This is a genomic window from Pediococcus siamensis (genome assembly GCF_047220215.1).
In the GTDB taxonomy this organism is placed as follows: Bacteria; Bacillota; Bacilli; order Lactobacillales; family Lactobacillaceae; genus Pediococcus; species Pediococcus siamensis.
This window is the reverse complement of record NZ_CP178375.1, coordinates 1,647,895-1,664,068: the sequence shown is the minus strand read 5'-3', so window position 1 is coordinate 1,664,068 and position 16,174 is coordinate 1,647,895. Positions and strand designations below refer to the sequence as shown.

Below are 16,174 nucleotides of genomic sequence, written 5' to 3'. Positions count from 1 at the left end.
AAACAAAAGACAGCAAGTAGCGAATAACTTCGAACAGGATAAAGGTGTGACGATTACGAATTTTTTAAAAACACATAAAGCACTGACAACAGATGGCGTGATTGTAATGGTAGGCTTGATTGACTGGCTAATTGTGGGCTCGCTAATTGTGGTTAGTAATCACTTCTTCATGGTTGGCTTAGCATTTTTGATTATTGGCATGGTTTTTGTTTTGGAACGCGGCCACCTATTTACCGGCTGGTTTAGACATCCGCGTAAAGGTGAAGAGGATCTACCGCAAAAAAAGATTGATGTGCACAAAGTCGCCAGCATAAAAAATGCACCGATTGTGTTAACGAAACCGGCGCGCTACTTTTTGCATATTGGCATTTTTACCGTTGTGGTTAGTATTTTAATTACGTTATAGTTCTGCGAAAACGATGATGTTACACAATAAAAAACTCTTTTACCACTACTCACAGGTAGGTGTAAAAGAGTTTTGGGTCTCTGTCAAATTGTATTGGTGGAGATTTTTGAAAAGCATGTTCACTTCGGTGAATGTGCTTTTTTTGTTTACGCATAAATTAAACTGATACGAATGAAAAAGTTATGAATATTTTGAAAACCAAAACAGCTACGCTTTAACACCTTAATTTTACGATTTAGTCCTTCAATAGGACCGTTGGAATACGGATAACGACAACTATTGAGAACAGCAGGACCATTCTTTATTAAAGTTGAGATAGTAATATCCATTTGGTTGCCAGCCGCCTTGTAGTTGGCAATCAAGGTTTTAAATCCAACCGCATCTTTTTGTTGAATGGCTGTTAGAATTCCTTGATAGGTTTGATACACAGTTTTAAATTCTGGAAATTCATCTAAGGCTAGGTCAATGGCGTTCTGTTGGGTCATGTATTCGTTGATACCGTGTAAATAGATAAGTTTAGTATCATTGACCTTTTCTTCTGCCAAATGGAACAAACGCCATTGAGATTTTAGAATGCGATAAACTCGGGAATGCTTATCTTGAAAAGTATGGATCACACGTGTACGTTCGTTATCCAGTGCCCGACCGGCAAGTTGAATAATGTGGAAACGGTCAATGATGGTTATTGCCTTAGGAAATAACCGATGAATAAAGCCAGCATACTCAGCATTCATATCAACGGTGATTGTTTGAACTTTCATACGTTCTTGAACTGAATAGCGAGCTTCAAAGTAATCAATGATATCCTTACTAAGGCGATCCTTAAGAATCACAATGCGGCGATGACTAACGGCATCGCAACAGTTAAAGGACATTAGATGATTACAGGAACGGAATTCATCAAAACAAAGATTTTGGGGGAGTGTTTTAACACGATAAGCTAAGTGAATATTCGCATTTAAAATGCGTTGAACACTACTTGGTGAAATCCCACAAATCTTAGCGATTTCTTTACTGGTCAGCATATCCCGAGCCAGAACAATTACTTGATGTTTCACATTATGCGTAAAAGTTTCATTACGTTTAACGAGGTTAGTTTGAGCACCACAGGTTTTTAAACACCGTTTACATTGATATCTTTGTCGTTTTAGCTGCATCTCATAACGTCCACCTGATAAGGTTCCCAATCTTAGATGGCCAATGTGAGTTCCATTTTTGATTAGAGATTTATGGCCACAATGAGGACATTTTAAAAGTTGATAGGAAAGGATAGCGTGAACGACATGAACGTGTTGCCCATTGGGATAATGTTCCTTAGTAATCTCAGTTACAGTTAAATTAGGGTCTGTTATTTCGAATAGGCTTAGGATAGAATTAGTTAGGGACATTTGTTTTTCCTCTTTTCGATTTTATTAGGCGATTAAATCGTAACACAAAGAGGGCAAATGTCCTTTTTTTTTTCAAAATAAAAACTGGTATCAGTTATTCACCAATACCAGAAAGTGTAGACCCAGAGTTTTTTGCTAGTCTTTAAAAAGTCAGGGTGCAATTCGGGACAATTGAGCAACGAAGCGTAATCCGATAGAGAAGTGTTAACTCCGTACAAAGCTAATTGGCCTGTGGTAAAACGAACTTTTGGATGGCTTGGGCAACACCATCTTGTTCGTTAGTTGCGGTCACATATGTGGCTAACGCTTTGGCTTCCGGAATGGCATTTCCCATAGCCACCGCGGTTTTGGCGTAGCGCAGCATAGCTAAATCATTGCCCTGGTCACCGATGGCCATCAGGTTTTCCGGTTTAAAGTTAAGCCGTTTAGCAAGATCGCGCAGTGCATTGCCCTTGCTGGCTGATTTGTTTAAGACCTCAAGAAAATAAGGCTCACTTTGGACAAAATAATATTTATCCAGAAACGCCTGCGGAATTTGTGCACGCAGGGCGGTAATTTTTTCGGGCGGGTCGATAAACATGCCCTTGGGTATTTTGAGATTGTGCGGCATTTCGCTAACGTCACGATAGCGGATGCCCATGCGTACGTAAAAACTCTCCCCAATTGTGTAGGGGCTTAAATTTTTGTTTGCGGTGTAGATGTGATTTTCCGTTTCTACATGAAAGTGGCTTTTTAGCTTGCGGCTCAAAGCTTCTAGATCCGTATAATCATCGTAGTTCAAGGTATGACGAATGAGCACGCGCCCATTAATTGTTTGCACCAAAGCGCCATTATAGGTGATTACATACTGATCATCGCCCAAAAGGCCTAGTGTTTGCAAGTGTTCGGCGACACCAGTTAGCGGTCGTCCGGTGCATAGCACGATTTTAACGCCGGCTTGGCTAGCGGCTTGAATGACTTTTACTGTAGCTGGCGTAATGGTTTTGTTATCTGTTAAAAGCGTGCCATCAAGGTCAATGGCCACTAGTTTGATTGACATCAGCTACACCTCCTTGGGGGTTATTAAAATGCCATTGTTCATATAACTTTGAAATTCTTGATAAATAGGGTAAAACAGTTCATCGGCATCCGTCGATAGCATTTTTTTAGGGAAAAAGAAACGCTGGTCACCAGAAACACGGCCCGTAATGGCAGCGACCAGTGTACTAATGGTGGAAAGCTCCACTAAGCTGCCATCGTGTTGCATCAGTTCAATTTGGGTGCGCGGCTTGGTGGTACTGGGATCATAAGCATCGTAAGGTAAGTCGTAACTATCATTGACGGCAGTATAATACGTGCTGTTAAAGCCGGCTTTTTCAATGAGCTTGCGTAATTCTGGTAAAAGATAAGCTGTTTCTTGTGTAAATCGGACTGACTTAAGTGGAATCCGATTTAAAAACCGATTTGAGAGATCGTTCAAGACTGGGTCGTGGTCGTCCTCCCATTGCTGGAAATAAGTGTTTAAAACGCCGTCATCTAAGCGCAAGTAGTCGCTGACCGTTGCAGTATGTTCAAAAAAAGGCATGAGAAAATACGGGATAAATTTGCGCGAGGCAGTTTGTGGATCCTGACCGTAAATTTCATTTGCACGTTGCAGGAGATGACTTAAAATCATTTCCATAGAACGAGACACAGGATGAAAATAAACTTGTAAGTACATCTGAAAGCGGCTGACAATAAAATCTTCAACTGCATGGATGCCACTAATTGAAAAGGCGATACCGCCTTTATAGGGACGCATAACGCGTAAAATACGGGTTAAGTCAAAAGTCCCATAATTGGTGCCTGTGTAATAAGAATCGCGCAAAAGATAGTCCATGCGATCAGCATCAATTTGACTGGAGATCATTTGAACTACCTGCGGATTAGGATACTTATGGGAAATCACACTAGCAACTTCGGCAGGGAATTTTGGGGAAACGCGACGTAATACTCGGTTGACCTCAGTCTGCGAATCCGTAATGATTTCTTCAGTGTAGCGTTCATGATCGGTGTGAAAAATGTGCTCAAAAGTATGCGAATAAGCCCCGTGACCGATGTCATGTAAAAGGGCCGCACAAAGCGTCACAAGCCGTTCGGAATTATCCCACAGGCCATCACCAGGTGCTTTTGTCGGGTAGTTTCGTTCAAAACTATCACAGATCCGGCGGGCAACCTCATAACACCCCAAAGAGTGTGAGAAGCGGGTATGCTCGGCACCGTGAAAGACAAGTGAGGTCGTTCCCAGCTGGTGGATCCGCCGTAAACGTTGAAATTCTTTGGTGTTGATTAAATCTAAAATAACTTGATTTTGGACATAAATGTAGTTGTGAACAGGATCGCGAAACACCTTTTCCATTGGTAATAATTGGTTGCGATAATCCATGAAATAGGCTTCCTTCCGTTTGAAATTATTTGCTAAGCTTAGTATAACAAAGTTTTGTCAATTCGTTACTAGAAAGCCAAAACACTATGAGCAACGCCCCTTTTTGGTTTATACTAATGAGGAAGTTCTTTAAAGGAAAAAGGGGTGCTGATTTTAATGGATGAACTTAACACGGGCGTTCCGATTGCGATTCACTTAGACACCTATATCACACAAGAAGGGGAACAATCTCATTTTACGTTTGACGAAGATGGGCAGCTCTTTCAGATGGGCAGTTCTTTATACATTCGGTATCAGGAGACAGATGAGGATACGCATGAATCAGTTCCCGTAACCATGAAGATTGATGATGAAGGGGACGTTTTGCTGACACGCGCGGGCGAAAACAAATTGCGTTTACGGTTCAGCAATGGCCAGCGTGTACAGGCGCGTTACCGCACACCATACGGAATTTTGCCGGTTGATACGGTGACGCCATTTTTGGAGGTCCGCTTACGAGACCGGCCGTTTTCTGGTACAGTCAAGGTGGATTACCAACTGTATGCTGGCGAAAGTTTATTAGGAGACTACAGAATTAGATTGCAATTTACCGCATAGTTAATGTATCATAGGGAGTAGACTGTTGAAAGGACGTGCACCAGTTTGGATTTGAAAATTTTTGATGGTCAAGACAAAAAGGAACTCTCATTAATTGAGGTTGCGCATGCAATACTTGCACAACATGGAGACCCCATGGCTTTCGTGGATCTTGCTAATGAAGTTCAACAGTATCTTGGCAAAACTGACGAAGAATTCCGCGAACGTTTGTCACAATTTTATACTGATTTAAATACCGATGGGAGCTTTATTTCATTAGGAGACAATAGCTGGGGATTACGAACATGGTATCCTTTTGACTCAATTGATGAGGCTATTATTCATGCTGATGAAGATGAAGACGATGATCGGCCAAAACGTAAAAAGCGTAAAAAGGTTAACGCCTTCTTAGCAGATGCTGCCGATGACGATGATGTTATCGACTACGATGCTGATGATCCAGAAGACGATGACGTGGTTGCTGATGATGATAATGATTTCGATTTAGACGATGACGATGACTATACTGACGCAACTAAAGATGATGATAGCGACGACTTACCTGATGATGATCTGCCAGACGGTATCGAAGGACAACTCTCAGAACTAAATGAAGATGATTCAGAAGACGACGAATAGTTATCTTTTTGAAGCTTGACATTAGTTGGGTTAGCTTGTATTATCTTTATTGGGCGCTTTGCTATGTGCAAAGACAACAGAACGGATTTTAATTGTGCTCCCTATTCCAATGAATAGGGAGCATTTTTATTATTGTTTTAAAGACCCAAAAAAACCTCAAAGGAGTTATAAAATGACTAAATATATTTTTGTCACTGGCGGTGTTGTTTCTTCGCTTGGAAAAGGAATTGTAGCAGCTTCTCTTGGCCGTTTACTCAAAAATCGCGGCCTTAAGGTTACGATTCAAAAGTTTGATCCCTATATTAATGTCGACCCAGGAACAATGAACCCTTATCAACATGGGGAAGTATTTGTGACGGACGATGGAACGGAGACTGACCTTGACTTGGGCCACTACGAACGTTTTATTGACAACGACCTTAATAAATACTCCAATGTGACAACTGGTAAAATTTATTCTGAGGTTTTGAAAAAAGAACGTCGTGGTGATTATTTGGGGGCAACTGTGCAGGTTATTCCTCATATCACGAATACTATTAAAGAAAAGATTATGCGTGCCGGAACCGTTACGGATTCTGATATCGTGATTACTGAAATTGGCGGTACGGTCGGGGATATTGAATCTCTTCCGTTTTTAGAAGCCCTCCGTCAGATGAAGAGTGAGGTTGGTTCCGAAAACGTGATTTATATTCACACTACTTTGGTACCCTACTTGCGAGCAGCAGGTGAAATGAAGACTAAGCCGACCCAGCATAGTGTGAAAGAATTACGCGGGCTTGGAATCCAACCTAATATTTTGGTTGTCCGGACAGAAAAACCAATTACGCAATCAATGCGCAATAAAATTGCTTTGTTCTGTGATGTAGACCCAGAAGCCGTGATCGAATCGCGCGATGTTGATAGTTTGTATCAAATTCCGCTGAATTTACAGGCTCAAGGGATGGACCAGATTGTCATTGATCATTTTGGTTTAAAGGCACCAAAAGCAGACATGGAAGATTGGCGGAAAATGACCGAACATGTGCGTAATGATTTAGATCACGTCATTAAAATTGCACTTGTCGGTAAATATGTGGCTTTACAGGATGCTTATATTTCGGTATCTGAAGCCTTGAAACATGCTGGCTATCCAGTGAATGCCAAAGTTGAAATTGAAAAAGTTGATTCAGAAAAGATTACGCCTGCGAATGTTAGCGAAGTTCTTGGTGCTGTGGATGGCCTGATTGTTCCTGGTGGCTTTGGTGACCGCGGGATTGAAGGGATGATTACTGCTATTCAATATGCACGTGAAAATGATCTGCCGTTCTTGGGCATCTGTCTTGGCATGCAAATGGCTTCCGTTGAATTTGCCCGCCACGTCTTGGGCTATCAAGACGCAAACTCGACAGAAATGGATCCAAAAACCAAACATAATATCATTGACCTAATGGCTGACCAAGCTGACGTTCATGAGATGGGCGGCACACAACGGCTGGGATTATATCCTTGCAAACTAAAAGCTGGTTCAGTAGCGGCAGCTGCCTATAATAATCAGGATGTTATTCAAGAACGGCACCGTCACCGTTTTGAATTTAATAATAAGTATCGTGACGAGATGCAAGAACATGGGCTGGTCTTTTCAGGAACGTCTCCAGATAACCACTTAGTTGAAGTTATCGAGATTCCAGAAAAGAAATTCTTTGTGGCTTCGCAGTATCATCCAGAGTTCTTGTCACGGCCACAACGTCCGGAAGGGCTCTTTAAGGCATTTATTGAAGCAGCAAACCAACAGTAAATCAGCGTTGGTTTAACAAAACGTAGCACATGATTGTTCAATACGGTCATGTGTTATTTTTGACTCTAGACTTATTATAAAATTAGGTGCCAGCAATATTTAAAAAATATCAACCCTCAAGCGGGTCATCTAGCGGTTTTTTTGAAAATAACGGTTGTTTTTTTGATATAGGTTATTTATGATTAGAATTGACTGTACAATTATTAGCATGTTGATAAGTGAGGAAAGTACACATGAAGAAAATGGTAATCCGTGGCGGACAACAACTTTCCGGTGAAGTAACCATTGGTGGTGCTAAAAACAGCACGGTAGCTTTAATTCCGGCTGCAATCTTGGCTGATACCCCTGTCCGCCTGGACTCAGTTCCAGACATCTTAGACGTTCATAACCTGATGATTATTTTGGAATCTATGAACGTTCATTCAACATTTAAAGATGGTGTTATGGAAATTGATCCAACTCATATAATTGAAAGTGCCTTACCTAGTAAGGCAATAAAAAGTTTGCGTGCTTCCTACTATTTTATGGGGGCATTGCTAGGTCGATTCAAACGGGCGACGGTTAGTTTCCCAGGTGGGGATAACATTGGGCCCCGACCAATTGACCAACATATAAAAGGTTTCAAGGCTTTGGGCGCAACCGTTAATGAAAAAAATGATTCTGTTTACATTACCACTGATTCACGCGAATTACACGGCGCACATATCTTTTTGGACGTTGTTTCCGTGGGCGCAACAATTAACGTCATTTTAGCGGCTGTAAAGGCACATGGACAGACAACCATTGAAAATGCAGCCCGTGAGCCTGAAATTATTGATTTGGTAACCTTTCTAAACAGCATGGGAGCCAAGATTCGTGGTGCCGGAACTGATGTGATTCGTATTGATGGTGTTGACAGTTTGGGCACCACCGCAACGCATACCATTATTCCGGATCGCATTGAAGCCGGGACTTATTTGTCGCTGGCTGCTTCGGTGGGGGTTGGTATTCAGATTAACAATATTATTCCCGAGCACTTGGAGTCATTTAACTCGAAACTGATTGAGCTGGGCGTTGACCTAAATGTGGGGGAGGATACGATCTTTGTCCCTCAAACGAAAGATCTTCACGCCATTGAAGTTAAGACCAACCCTTTCCCCGGATTTGCAACCGATTTACAACAACCAATCACCCCAGCACTCCTGAAAGCCGAGGGGAGCAGTATTATTGTGGACACGATTTACCCTAAACGCGTGAAGCACATTGCGCAGTTGCAGAAAATGGGAGCAAACATTCGGGTTGAAAATGATATTATTATCGTTTCACATACGGCCCAGTTGCATGGTGCTCAAGTCGAGGCTGGTGAGATTCGTGCGGGGGCGGCTTTAATGATTGCAGGTTTAATGGCCGATGGCACAACCGTGATCAATAAAGCTGAAAATATTCTGCGTGGCTACGATCGCATTGTCTATAAATTGCGGCAATTAGGTGCGGATATCGAAATCGTTAGTGATGAAGAAGAAAAAGTGAAATAGAGGTAAATAATGAGTGACTTTTTGACAATGGCGGAATTGCAAAATATGACGCTCAAAAAAATATACAGCTTTGCTCGTCAGTTTAAGATTCCCTATTATGGGCAGATGAATAAGGCGGAGCTCTCCTTAGCCATTATTCGTGCTCAGGCAAAAGCACAGGACTTTGTGGAAATGGAAGGTGTCTTAGACATTGTTTCTCAAGAGGGGTTTGGGTTCTTAAGACCAATTAATTATGGCCCCTCCCAAGAAGATATTTACATTTCTGCTTCGCAAATTACGCGCTTTGGCTTACGAAATGGGGATCTCGTTACCGGTAAGGCGCGTCATCCGAAACCTTCGGAACGCTATTATGGCTTGATGCATGTTGACAAAGTTAATGGTAAAAATCCCGAAGAGGCTAAGCAACGGCCCCATTTTCCAGCATTAACCCCAATTTATCCCAAGCAACAAATCAAATTAGAGACAACTTCGAAAAATTTAGCCACGCGCTTAGTCGATATTTTCACGCCCATTGGGTTTGGCCAACGTGGCTTAATTGTGGCACCTCCTAAAGCAGGAAAAACCACCCTCCTCAAAGCAATTGCCAATGGCATTACGACCAACTATCCAAAAGTAAAGTTAATTGTTCTGTTAATTGATGAGCGACCTGAAGAAGTGACGGATTTGGAACGTTCTATCAAAGGCGAGGTGGTTTCCTCAACTTTTGATCAAGAACCGAAAAATCACATTCGGGTTTCAGAATTAGTTTTGGAGCGGGCACTACGGTTAGTAGAAGATAAAGAAGATGTTGTGGTGTTGCTGGATTCGATTACACGCCTAACCCGAGCGTATAACTTGGTAATTCCTCCGAGTGGGCGGACATTATCCGGTGGCCTTGATCCGGCTGCGTTTTATAAACCTAAGAAATTTTTCGGCGCTGCACGTAATATTGAAGAAGGGGGAAGCCTGACCATTTTAGGAACTGCCCTTGTCGATACCGGCAGCCGGATGGATGATGTGATTTATGAAGAGTTCAAAGGAACTGGGAACTCCGAATTGACGTTATCAAGAGAACTGGCTGAGCGCCGGATTTTTCCTGCACTGGATATCAAACAATCCGGAACGCGTAAAGAAGAACTGTTGCTACCGCAAACTGTTATGGATCAAGTTTGGCGGATTTGACGGGCGATGGTCGGGGATGCTTTGGATACCACGGAGCAGTTATTACAGTTTTTACGTCATACAAAAAGTAATCGCGATTTTTTGAAAGACATTGATGGTTTGAAGTTCAAATCAACGTCACGGCGACGAAACTCACGATAAGTATGTTGCGTCTAACAAATATTCATGATATTATAGTGGACGTTGACTAATTAGTCTAAATAACTATGTCTCAGTAAATGACTCATGGCAAAGGAGCGTAAATATAATGAAACAAGGAATTCATCCAGATTATCATAAAGTTGTTTTTCAAGATTCAACAACTGGCTATAAATTTATTTCTGGTTCAACGAAGACATCTGATGAAACAATCACAATGGACGATGGCAAGGAATACCCATTAGTTCGTGTTGAAATTTCATCTGATTCACATCCGTTTTATACGGGTCGTCAGAAGTTCAACCAAGTCGACGGAACGGTCGATCGTTTCAACAAGAAATACGGTTTTACCGACGACAACAAGTAACACAACAAAAAAACGGGTCTCTGTCAAATTGTATTGGTGGAGATTTTTGAAAAGCATGTTCACTTCGGTGAATGTGCTTTTTTTGTTTACGCATAAATTAAACTGATACGAATGAAAAAGTTATGAATATTTTGAAAACCAAAACAGCTACGCTTTAACACCTTAATTTTACGATTTAGTCCTTCAATAGGACCGTTGGAATACGGATAACGACAACTATTGAGAACAGCAGGACCATTCTTTATTAAAGTTGAGATAGTAATATCCATTTGGTTGCCAGCCGCCTTGTAGTTGGCAATCAAGGTTTTAAATCCAACCGCATCTTTTTGTTGAATGGCTGTTAGAATTCCTTGATAGGTTTGATACACAGTTTTAAATTCTGGAAATTCATCTAAGGCTAGGTCAATGGCGTTCTGTTGGGTCATGTATTCGTTGATACCGTGTAAATAGATAAGTTTAGTATCATTGACCTTTTCTTCTGCCAAATGGAACAAACGCCATTGAGATTTTAGAATGCGATAAACTCGGGAATGCTTATCTTGAAAAGTATGGATCACACGTGTACGTTCGTTATCCAGTGCCCGACCGGCAAGTTGAATAATGTGGAAACGGTCAATGATGGTTATTGCCTTAGGAAATAACCGATGAATAAAGCCAGCATACTCAGCATTCATATCAACGGTGATTGTTTGAACTTTCATACGTTCTTGAACTGAATAGCGAGCTTCAAAGTAATCAATGATATCCTTACTAAGGCGATCCTTAAGAATCACAATGCGGCGATGACTAACGGCATCGCAACAGTTAAAGGACATTAGATGATTACAGGAACGGAATTCATCAAAACAAAGATTTTGGGGGAGTGTTTTAACACGATAAGCTAAGTGAATATTCGCATTTAAAATGCGTTGAACACTACTTGGTGAAATCCCACAAATCTTAGCGATTTCTTTACTGGTCAGCATATCCCGAGCCAGAACAATTACTTGATGTTTCACATTATGCGTAAAAGTTTCATTACGTTTAACGAGGTTAGTTTGAGCACCACAGGTTTTTAAACACCGTTTACATTGATATCTTTGTCGTTTTAGCTGCATCTCATAACGTCCACCTGATAAGGTTCCCAATCTTAGATGGCCAATGTGAGTTCCATTTTTGATTAGAGATTTATGGCCACAATGAGGACATTTTAAAAGTTGATAGGAAAGGATAGCGTGAACGACATGAACGTGTTGCCCATTGGGATAATGTTCCTTAGTAATCTCAGTTACAGTTAAATTAGGGTCTGTTATTTCGAATAGGCTTAGGATAGAATTAGTTAGGGACATTTGTTTTTCCTCTTTTCGATTTTATTAGGCGATTAAATCGTAACACAAAGAGGGCAAATGTCCTTTTTTTTTTCAAAATAAAAACTGGTATCAGTTATTCACCAATACCAGAAAGTGTAGACCCAAAAAAACGAATCACCTGCAAAGGTGATTCGCTTTTTTTATGAAATCATTTAATGTTTACGCTCAAGCCGAGTTGTAATTTGAACAAGAATAAAATTGACTGCAACCAGCAGAGAAGTAGAAATGAAGACAGATCCATAATCAAAAGTTCCAGAAACAGCTGAACCGATTAGCGGACCGGACATGTTTCCTAATGCTTGAAATGACTGATTCCAACTAAACACCCGGCCCGTAACTTCGGCAGGGGAACGTTTGGATAAAATAGCTTGAACAGCAGGAAGCATCGCACCATCAGAAATTCCTACCATAAACCGGAAAAAGGCTAATAGCCAAACTGAATTAATAAAGGCCATCGGAATATACATGCAAATTGCAAAGATAAAACCGATTGAAAGGATCTTTTCTGTGCCAATGTGATCGCCAAGTTCGCCTAGCCGCGGCGCCGAAAACAGGGTGGCAATGCCAGGAATCGCCGCTACCACGCCGGCCATCAGCGTGACAGGCCCAATGCTGTGCATGAGCTGCCGCACATACAAACTCAGGATAGGGGTAATTGAGTTATTGGAGGCCTGAATAATCATTGTTGTAAAAAACATGCCAAAAACAACTTTCGGATTCTGAAGTTTTCCGATAACTTCACGGGTAGATAACGGTTTTGCGCGTTCCACGGGATGGAAATGCTCATGAACAAAGAAATAACTTAAAAAGAAGACGAGCAAGAGAACAGCACCAGTGATAAAGAAAGTTACCCGATAGGAGAAGAATTCAGCTAGGATACCACCCAAAAGCGGACCGATAAGGTTGCCACTCACGTAACCGGTGGACAATGTTCCCAAGGCCAATCCACTTTTTTCCTTCGGTGTTTCCGTTGCTAACAAGGCGTTGGCATTACTGATATAACCGGAGAAAAATCCCTGAATCATTCGCAAGGCAATTAGTTGCCAAATATTTTGAACCAGACCCATTGCGCCAATCACAAAGGCCATCCCTAGAGAGGCACGCAGGATCATTAATTTACGCCCCTTCGTATCCGCTAGTTTTCCCCACAGCGGGGACACGAAAGCGGTCACTAAATAGGTTGCAGAATATGTAATCCCACTGTAGAATGAGAGTTGTTGCTTGGAAAATTGGCCGAGCGTGTCTACATATAGCGATAAAAACGGCATAACTTCACTAAAAGCCATTCCAGCCATGAAGGTTCCAAACCAAAGGACGACTAGATTCTGTTCCCAGGGAGCGCGTTTCTTTAAGATAAATTGTTTAATTTTTGAAGTCAAAGTCATCCTCCTTCCTAATATAAATACCAAAAAACCACATTTATTAGAATACCACTATCTGAGTTGCAAGGAGAAAAATATGCAAAAAAAACACCGAACGTTAAGAAGATGGCTGTCAACAATTGCGATATTCTTGTTATTACTCGTTAGTTTGGCGCTGATCTTTAACGAACAAATTAAGAGCTATTTAGTTGATTCGTATAAACCTAGAATTACGCAGCAAACGATTACCAAAAATAAAAAGAAAAAAGCCAGCTATAATTTTCAAAGTGTTAAGTCGCTTGATTTTCAAACGGTGGCGAAAGCCCGGGCTAACTCTGCCAAATTGAAGGTGATTGGTGAAATTAGTATTCCGCAAGTGAAGTTAAATTTACCGATTGCCAACGGGGTTTCTAATGAAAATTTGGCGTTGGCAGCGGCTACCTTGAAGCCCAACATGAAAATGGGTGAGGGCAACTATGCGTTAGCTGGTCGCCATATGGTCCGTAAAGATATTTTATTTAGTCCGCTCTATTGGAAAATGCGACCAGGAATGAAAATCTATGTGACCGACCTCAAACGCATTTATACGTATAAAGCAACGGAACGAAAATTCATTGCCGCAACGCGCGTTGATGTGATTAATGATGTGCCTAATCAAAAGTTGATCACCCTGATTACCTGTGATGCCACCGGGGCCAAACGGCTAATGATTCGCGGTAAGTATGAAGGATCCGTAGCCTACAAGAAGGCCCCGCAAAGCGTGCAAAAGAGTTTTTCTAAGAACTTCAATAATAAATAGGTTTTAGCGACGACAAAAACCAGGAACGGTTTACTTAAGAAAATTAAATGGGTTCACATTGAATTGGGTTTTAAGTGAGTTGTTTTATAAAAAAGCAGAACTTCACGTGCAGCATCAGCTGTCGCGAAGTTCTGCTTTTGTCATTTAAGGGTTCATGAAATAATTCCGATGGAAAAAATAACAAGCTTACAGGGTTTGTAAATAGGTTAGCCAGTCGTCCACACCTTTGTGGATTTGTTGGTAAGCTGCTTCGAACTTATGGGTATACCAAGGATCAGGCACGTCTTGGTTCGAATCGGTGGCTGAAACAGACATAAAAAGTCTGACCTTTGCCGTTGAACGGGTCGGTGCGAGGGCCATCAGGTCGGCGACATTTTGATGATCCATCCCAATAAGCCAGTCAAAATTATGAAAGTCGCTAGCCGTTACTGGTCGCGATACTAACCCACTGCTGGGGACTTGGTGGCGGGCTAGCGTCTGCAGTGTTTGGGGATGTGGTGGATTTCCCTTTTCCCAGTCACTTGTTCCGGCTGAGTCTACTTGAAAACGAGATTGAAGTTGGAGCTGCTTAATTTTTTGTCGGAAGATAGCCTCTGCCATGGGAGAACGGCAAATGTTTCCCAAACAAACAAAAAGAATTTTCTGCATACGAATCACCTATTCTTAAATATTAATTGAATTCATTGCCTAACGCTTTATAAACGGTCTGGCGTCTGGTATCATCAAGGTATCAAAAAGTAGAGGAGAATTTATATGACAACAGGAATAATCATTGCGGTCATTGTCGTCATCTTAATCGGACTGTTCATTATATTATATAACAATTTGGTGAAAGCTAGGACTTATACGCAAGAAGCATGGAGTCAAATCGATGTCCAGTTAAAACGACGAAACGATTTAATTCCCAATTTAGTCTCGACGGTCCAAGGGTATGCATCCTACGAAAAGAGCACCTTAGCAAAGGTGGTCGAGTTGCGTAACCAATTGGTCGCGGCCACTGATGGCTCGCAACAAACAGCGGCCCAACGCACGCAAACCATGGCCTTGTCTGACCAATTAAGTAATCAATTGAAGAGCGTTTTTGCCCTGTCGGAAAGCTATCCAGATTTAAAAGCGAGCTCAGAGTTTACCAAATTGATGGAAGAATTGACAAACACAGAAAACAAGATTGCCTATTCGCGTCAGCTATATAATACGAATGTTGCTTCCTATAACATGAAGTTAGAAACATTCCCAAGCAATTTGGTTGCCAAGATGACTAGTTTTAAAGCTGCTACCTATCTTCAGGTGCCAAAAGAAGAAACCAAAACACCAGAAGTTTCCTTTAAAAAGTACGAAGATTTATAAAATCTGTTTGTAGGCGAGGAGTGGTTAGCGTTGCTATTTCAACAAATTGCACAAAATAAACGACGAACCATTTACGTGATGGTTGGCTTTAGCCTGCTAGTTTTACTGATTGGCGGTGCTTTAGGTTATGTTTTTTACAATAGTGCGGTTGCCGGTCTGATTATGGCAGCAGTCGTGGCAGCTATTTATATGGGCTTAATGATTTCGCAATCCACCTCTGTCGTGATGCGGATGAATAATGCGCATGAAGTCAGTGAAGCAGACCAGCCCGAACTATGGCATATTGTCTCAGATATGGCCCTGGTTGGCAGAGTCCCCATGCCTAAAGTTTATATTATCGACGATCCCAGTCCTAACGCATTTGCAACCGGCAATGATCCCAAGCATGCGGCCGTAGCAGTGACGAGTGGTATCATGCAGCGGCTAAATCGTGAAGAAATGGAAGGCGTTTTAGCGCACGAAATTTCACATATTCGCAACTACGATATTCGTCTGCAAACCATTGCGCTGGCACTTTCAGCAGCAATTTCTATGTTGGTTAATATTGGGATGCATTCCTTTTGGTGGGGCGGTGGTCGTCGGCGAAGCAATAATGATTCCGAAGGCGGCGGTGGTCAGATCGTTTTGCTGATTTTGTCTATTCTTCTGATTATTTTGGGTCCCATCGCAGCATCAATTGCCCAAATGGCGCTCTCGCGTAATCGTGAATATTTGGCCGATGCTTCAGGCGTGGAATTAACCCGCAATCCGCAGGGGCTGATTCACGCCTTGGAAAAGATTTCCAACAGTGAACCGATGCAAGCTGCTGATCCCACAAGTTCAGCGCTTTACATTTCAGATCCTTTGAAGAAAAAGGGTGGTTTATCTCATTTATTTGACACCCATCCGCCCATCGCTGATCGGATTGCAAGACTTGAAAAGATGTGAGTCATTTACTGAAAATTAGCGTAC

Annotated in this window: 15 protein-coding genes and 1 pseudogene; 10 read left to right on the top strand and 6 right to left on the bottom strand. The window is 41.7% G+C overall.

Going from position 1 to position 16,174, the window contains the following annotated elements; all coding sequences use genetic code 11:
* Positions 1–46: 46 nt before the first annotated feature.
* On the top strand, positions 47–406 hold the full coding sequence (locus tag ACLJJ6_RS08150; protein WP_412988852.1) for a DUF3899 domain-containing protein: 360 nt from the start codon (positions 47–49) through the stop codon (positions 404–406).
* A 146-nt stretch (positions 407–552) separates the two neighbouring features.
* Here ACLJJ6_RS08150 and ACLJJ6_RS08145 read toward each other — a convergent pair whose 3' ends face one another.
* The 3 genes from ACLJJ6_RS08145 to ACLJJ6_RS08135 all read right to left on the bottom strand — a co-directional run bounded on the left by ACLJJ6_RS08145 (position 553) and on the right by ACLJJ6_RS08135 (position 4,198).
* Positions 553–1,794 (bottom strand): ISL3 family transposase, encoded by a 1,242-nt coding sequence (locus ACLJJ6_RS08145; RefSeq protein WP_412988180.1) that lies wholly within the window; start codon positions 1,792–1,794, stop codon positions 553–555.
* A 220-nt stretch (positions 1,795–2,014) separates the two neighbouring features.
* A complete protein-coding gene (gene yidA / locus ACLJJ6_RS08140) occupies positions 2,015–2,833 on the bottom strand; it encodes a sugar-phosphatase (RefSeq protein ID WP_412988851.1) in 819 nt (272 codons plus the stop codon).
* Between the two features lie 3 nt (positions 2,834–2,836).
* A complete protein-coding gene (locus ACLJJ6_RS08135; RefSeq protein WP_412988849.1) occupies positions 2,837–4,198 on the bottom strand; it encodes an HD domain-containing protein in 1,362 nt (453 codons plus the stop codon).
* A gap of 156 nt (positions 4,199–4,354) precedes the next feature.
* On the opposite strand from ACLJJ6_RS08135, the gene ACLJJ6_RS08130 reads away from it, so the two are divergent.
* The 6 genes and pseudogenes from ACLJJ6_RS08130 (at position 4,355) to ACLJJ6_RS08105 (ending at position 10,367) form a co-directional block, all read left to right on the top strand.
* Positions 4,355–4,795 (top strand): DUF1934 domain-containing protein, encoded by a 441-nt coding sequence (locus ACLJJ6_RS08130; protein WP_412988847.1) that lies wholly within the window; start codon positions 4,355–4,357, stop codon positions 4,793–4,795.
* 45 nt (positions 4,796–4,840) lie between these two features.
* The gene (gene rpoE / locus ACLJJ6_RS08125) at positions 4,841–5,413 is read left to right on the top strand and encodes a DNA-directed RNA polymerase subunit delta (protein ID WP_412988845.1); all 573 of its coding nucleotides are present in this window, start codon (positions 4,841–4,843) and stop codon (positions 5,411–5,413) included.
* 172 nt (positions 5,414–5,585) lie between these two features.
* Positions 5,586–7,187, top strand: a complete 1,602-nt coding sequence (locus tag ACLJJ6_RS08120) for a CTP synthase (protein WP_412988843.1) — start codon at positions 5,586–5,588, stop codon at positions 7,185–7,187.
* A 233-nt stretch (positions 7,188–7,420) separates the two neighbouring features.
* Positions 7,421–8,701 (top strand): UDP-N-acetylglucosamine 1-carboxyvinyltransferase, encoded by a 1,281-nt coding sequence (locus tag ACLJJ6_RS08115; RefSeq protein ID WP_412988841.1) that lies wholly within the window; start codon positions 7,421–7,423, stop codon positions 8,699–8,701.
* A 9-nt stretch (positions 8,702–8,710) separates the two neighbouring features.
* A pseudogene (gene rho / locus ACLJJ6_RS08110) lies at positions 8,711–10,003 on the top strand (transcription termination factor Rho).
* Between the two features lie 106 nt (positions 10,004–10,109).
* Complete coding sequence (locus ACLJJ6_RS08105) at positions 10,110–10,367, top strand: type B 50S ribosomal protein L31 (protein ID WP_412988839.1); 258 nt, start codon at positions 10,110–10,112, stop codon at positions 10,365–10,367.
* An 86-nt stretch (positions 10,368–10,453) separates the two neighbouring features.
* On the opposite strand, the gene ACLJJ6_RS08100 is transcribed toward ACLJJ6_RS08105, so the two are convergent.
* Both ACLJJ6_RS08100 and ACLJJ6_RS08095 read right to left on the bottom strand, forming a co-directional pair.
* The gene (locus ACLJJ6_RS08100; protein WP_412988180.1) at positions 10,454–11,695 is read right to left on the bottom strand and encodes an ISL3 family transposase; all 1,242 of its coding nucleotides are present in this window, start codon (positions 11,693–11,695) and stop codon (positions 10,454–10,456) included.
* 173 nt (positions 11,696–11,868) lie between these two features.
* Positions 11,869–13,095, bottom strand: coding sequence for a multidrug efflux MFS transporter (locus ACLJJ6_RS08095; RefSeq protein ID WP_412988837.1), 1,227 nt, complete (start codon positions 13,093–13,095; stop codon positions 11,869–11,871).
* A 79-nt stretch (positions 13,096–13,174) separates the two neighbouring features.
* Here ACLJJ6_RS08095 and ACLJJ6_RS08090 point away from each other — a divergent pair, with 79 nt between their 5' ends.
* Positions 13,175–13,876 (top strand): class A sortase, encoded by a 702-nt coding sequence (locus ACLJJ6_RS08090; RefSeq protein WP_412988835.1) that lies wholly within the window; start codon positions 13,175–13,177, stop codon positions 13,874–13,876.
* A 186-nt stretch (positions 13,877–14,062) separates the two neighbouring features.
* Here ACLJJ6_RS08090 and ACLJJ6_RS08085 read toward each other — a convergent pair whose 3' ends face one another.
* Positions 14,063–14,524 (bottom strand): low molecular weight protein-tyrosine-phosphatase, encoded by a 462-nt coding sequence (locus ACLJJ6_RS08085; protein WP_412988833.1) that lies wholly within the window; start codon positions 14,522–14,524, stop codon positions 14,063–14,065.
* 105 nt (positions 14,525–14,629) lie between these two features.
* Here ACLJJ6_RS08085 and ACLJJ6_RS08080 point away from each other — a divergent pair, with 105 nt between their 5' ends.
* Both ACLJJ6_RS08080 and htpX read left to right on the top strand, forming a co-directional pair.
* The gene (locus ACLJJ6_RS08080; RefSeq protein WP_412988831.1) at positions 14,630–15,223 is read left to right on the top strand and encodes a LemA family protein; all 594 of its coding nucleotides are present in this window, start codon (positions 14,630–14,632) and stop codon (positions 15,221–15,223) included.
* A 30-nt stretch (positions 15,224–15,253) separates the two neighbouring features.
* Positions 15,254–16,150, top strand: coding sequence for a zinc metalloprotease HtpX (gene htpX / locus ACLJJ6_RS08075; protein WP_412988829.1), 897 nt, complete (start codon positions 15,254–15,256; stop codon positions 16,148–16,150).
* Positions 16,151–16,174 lie beyond the last annotated feature (24 nt).

Bases quoted from the DNA above. Each gene is read 5' to 3' on its own strand.
- ACLJJ6_RS08100 (WP_412988180.1), bottom strand. From the start codon at position 11,695: ATGTCCCTAACTAATTCTATCCTAAGCCTATTCGAAATAACAGACCCT.
- yidA (WP_412988851.1), bottom strand. From the start codon at position 2,833: ATGTCAATCAAACTAGTGGCCATTGACCTTGATGGCACGCTTTTAACA.
- ACLJJ6_RS08145 (WP_412988180.1), bottom strand. From the start codon at position 1,794: ATGTCCCTAACTAATTCTATCCTAAGCCTATTCGAAATAACAGACCCT.
- ACLJJ6_RS08120 (WP_412988843.1), top strand. From the start codon at position 5,586: ATGACTAAATATATTTTTGTCACTGGCGGTGTTGTTTCTTCGCTTGGA.
- ACLJJ6_RS08135 (WP_412988849.1), bottom strand. From the start codon at position 4,198: ATGGATTATCGCAACCAATTATTACCAATGGAAAAGGTGTTTCGCGAT.
- ACLJJ6_RS08085 (WP_412988833.1), bottom strand. From the start codon at position 14,524: ATGCAGAAAATTCTTTTTGTTTGTTTGGGAAACATTTGCCGTTCTCCC.
- ACLJJ6_RS08115 (WP_412988841.1), top strand. From the start codon at position 7,421: ATGAAGAAAATGGTAATCCGTGGCGGACAACAACTTTCCGGTGAAGTA.
- ACLJJ6_RS08090 (WP_412988835.1), top strand. From the start codon at position 13,175: ATGCAAAAAAAACACCGAACGTTAAGAAGATGGCTGTCAACAATTGCG.
- ACLJJ6_RS08080 (WP_412988831.1), top strand. From the start codon at position 14,630: ATGACAACAGGAATAATCATTGCGGTCATTGTCGTCATCTTAATCGGA.
- ACLJJ6_RS08130 (WP_412988847.1), top strand. From the start codon at position 4,355: ATGGATGAACTTAACACGGGCGTTCCGATTGCGATTCACTTAGACACC.
- ACLJJ6_RS08105 (WP_412988839.1), top strand. From the start codon at position 10,110: ATGAAACAAGGAATTCATCCAGATTATCATAAAGTTGTTTTTCAAGAT.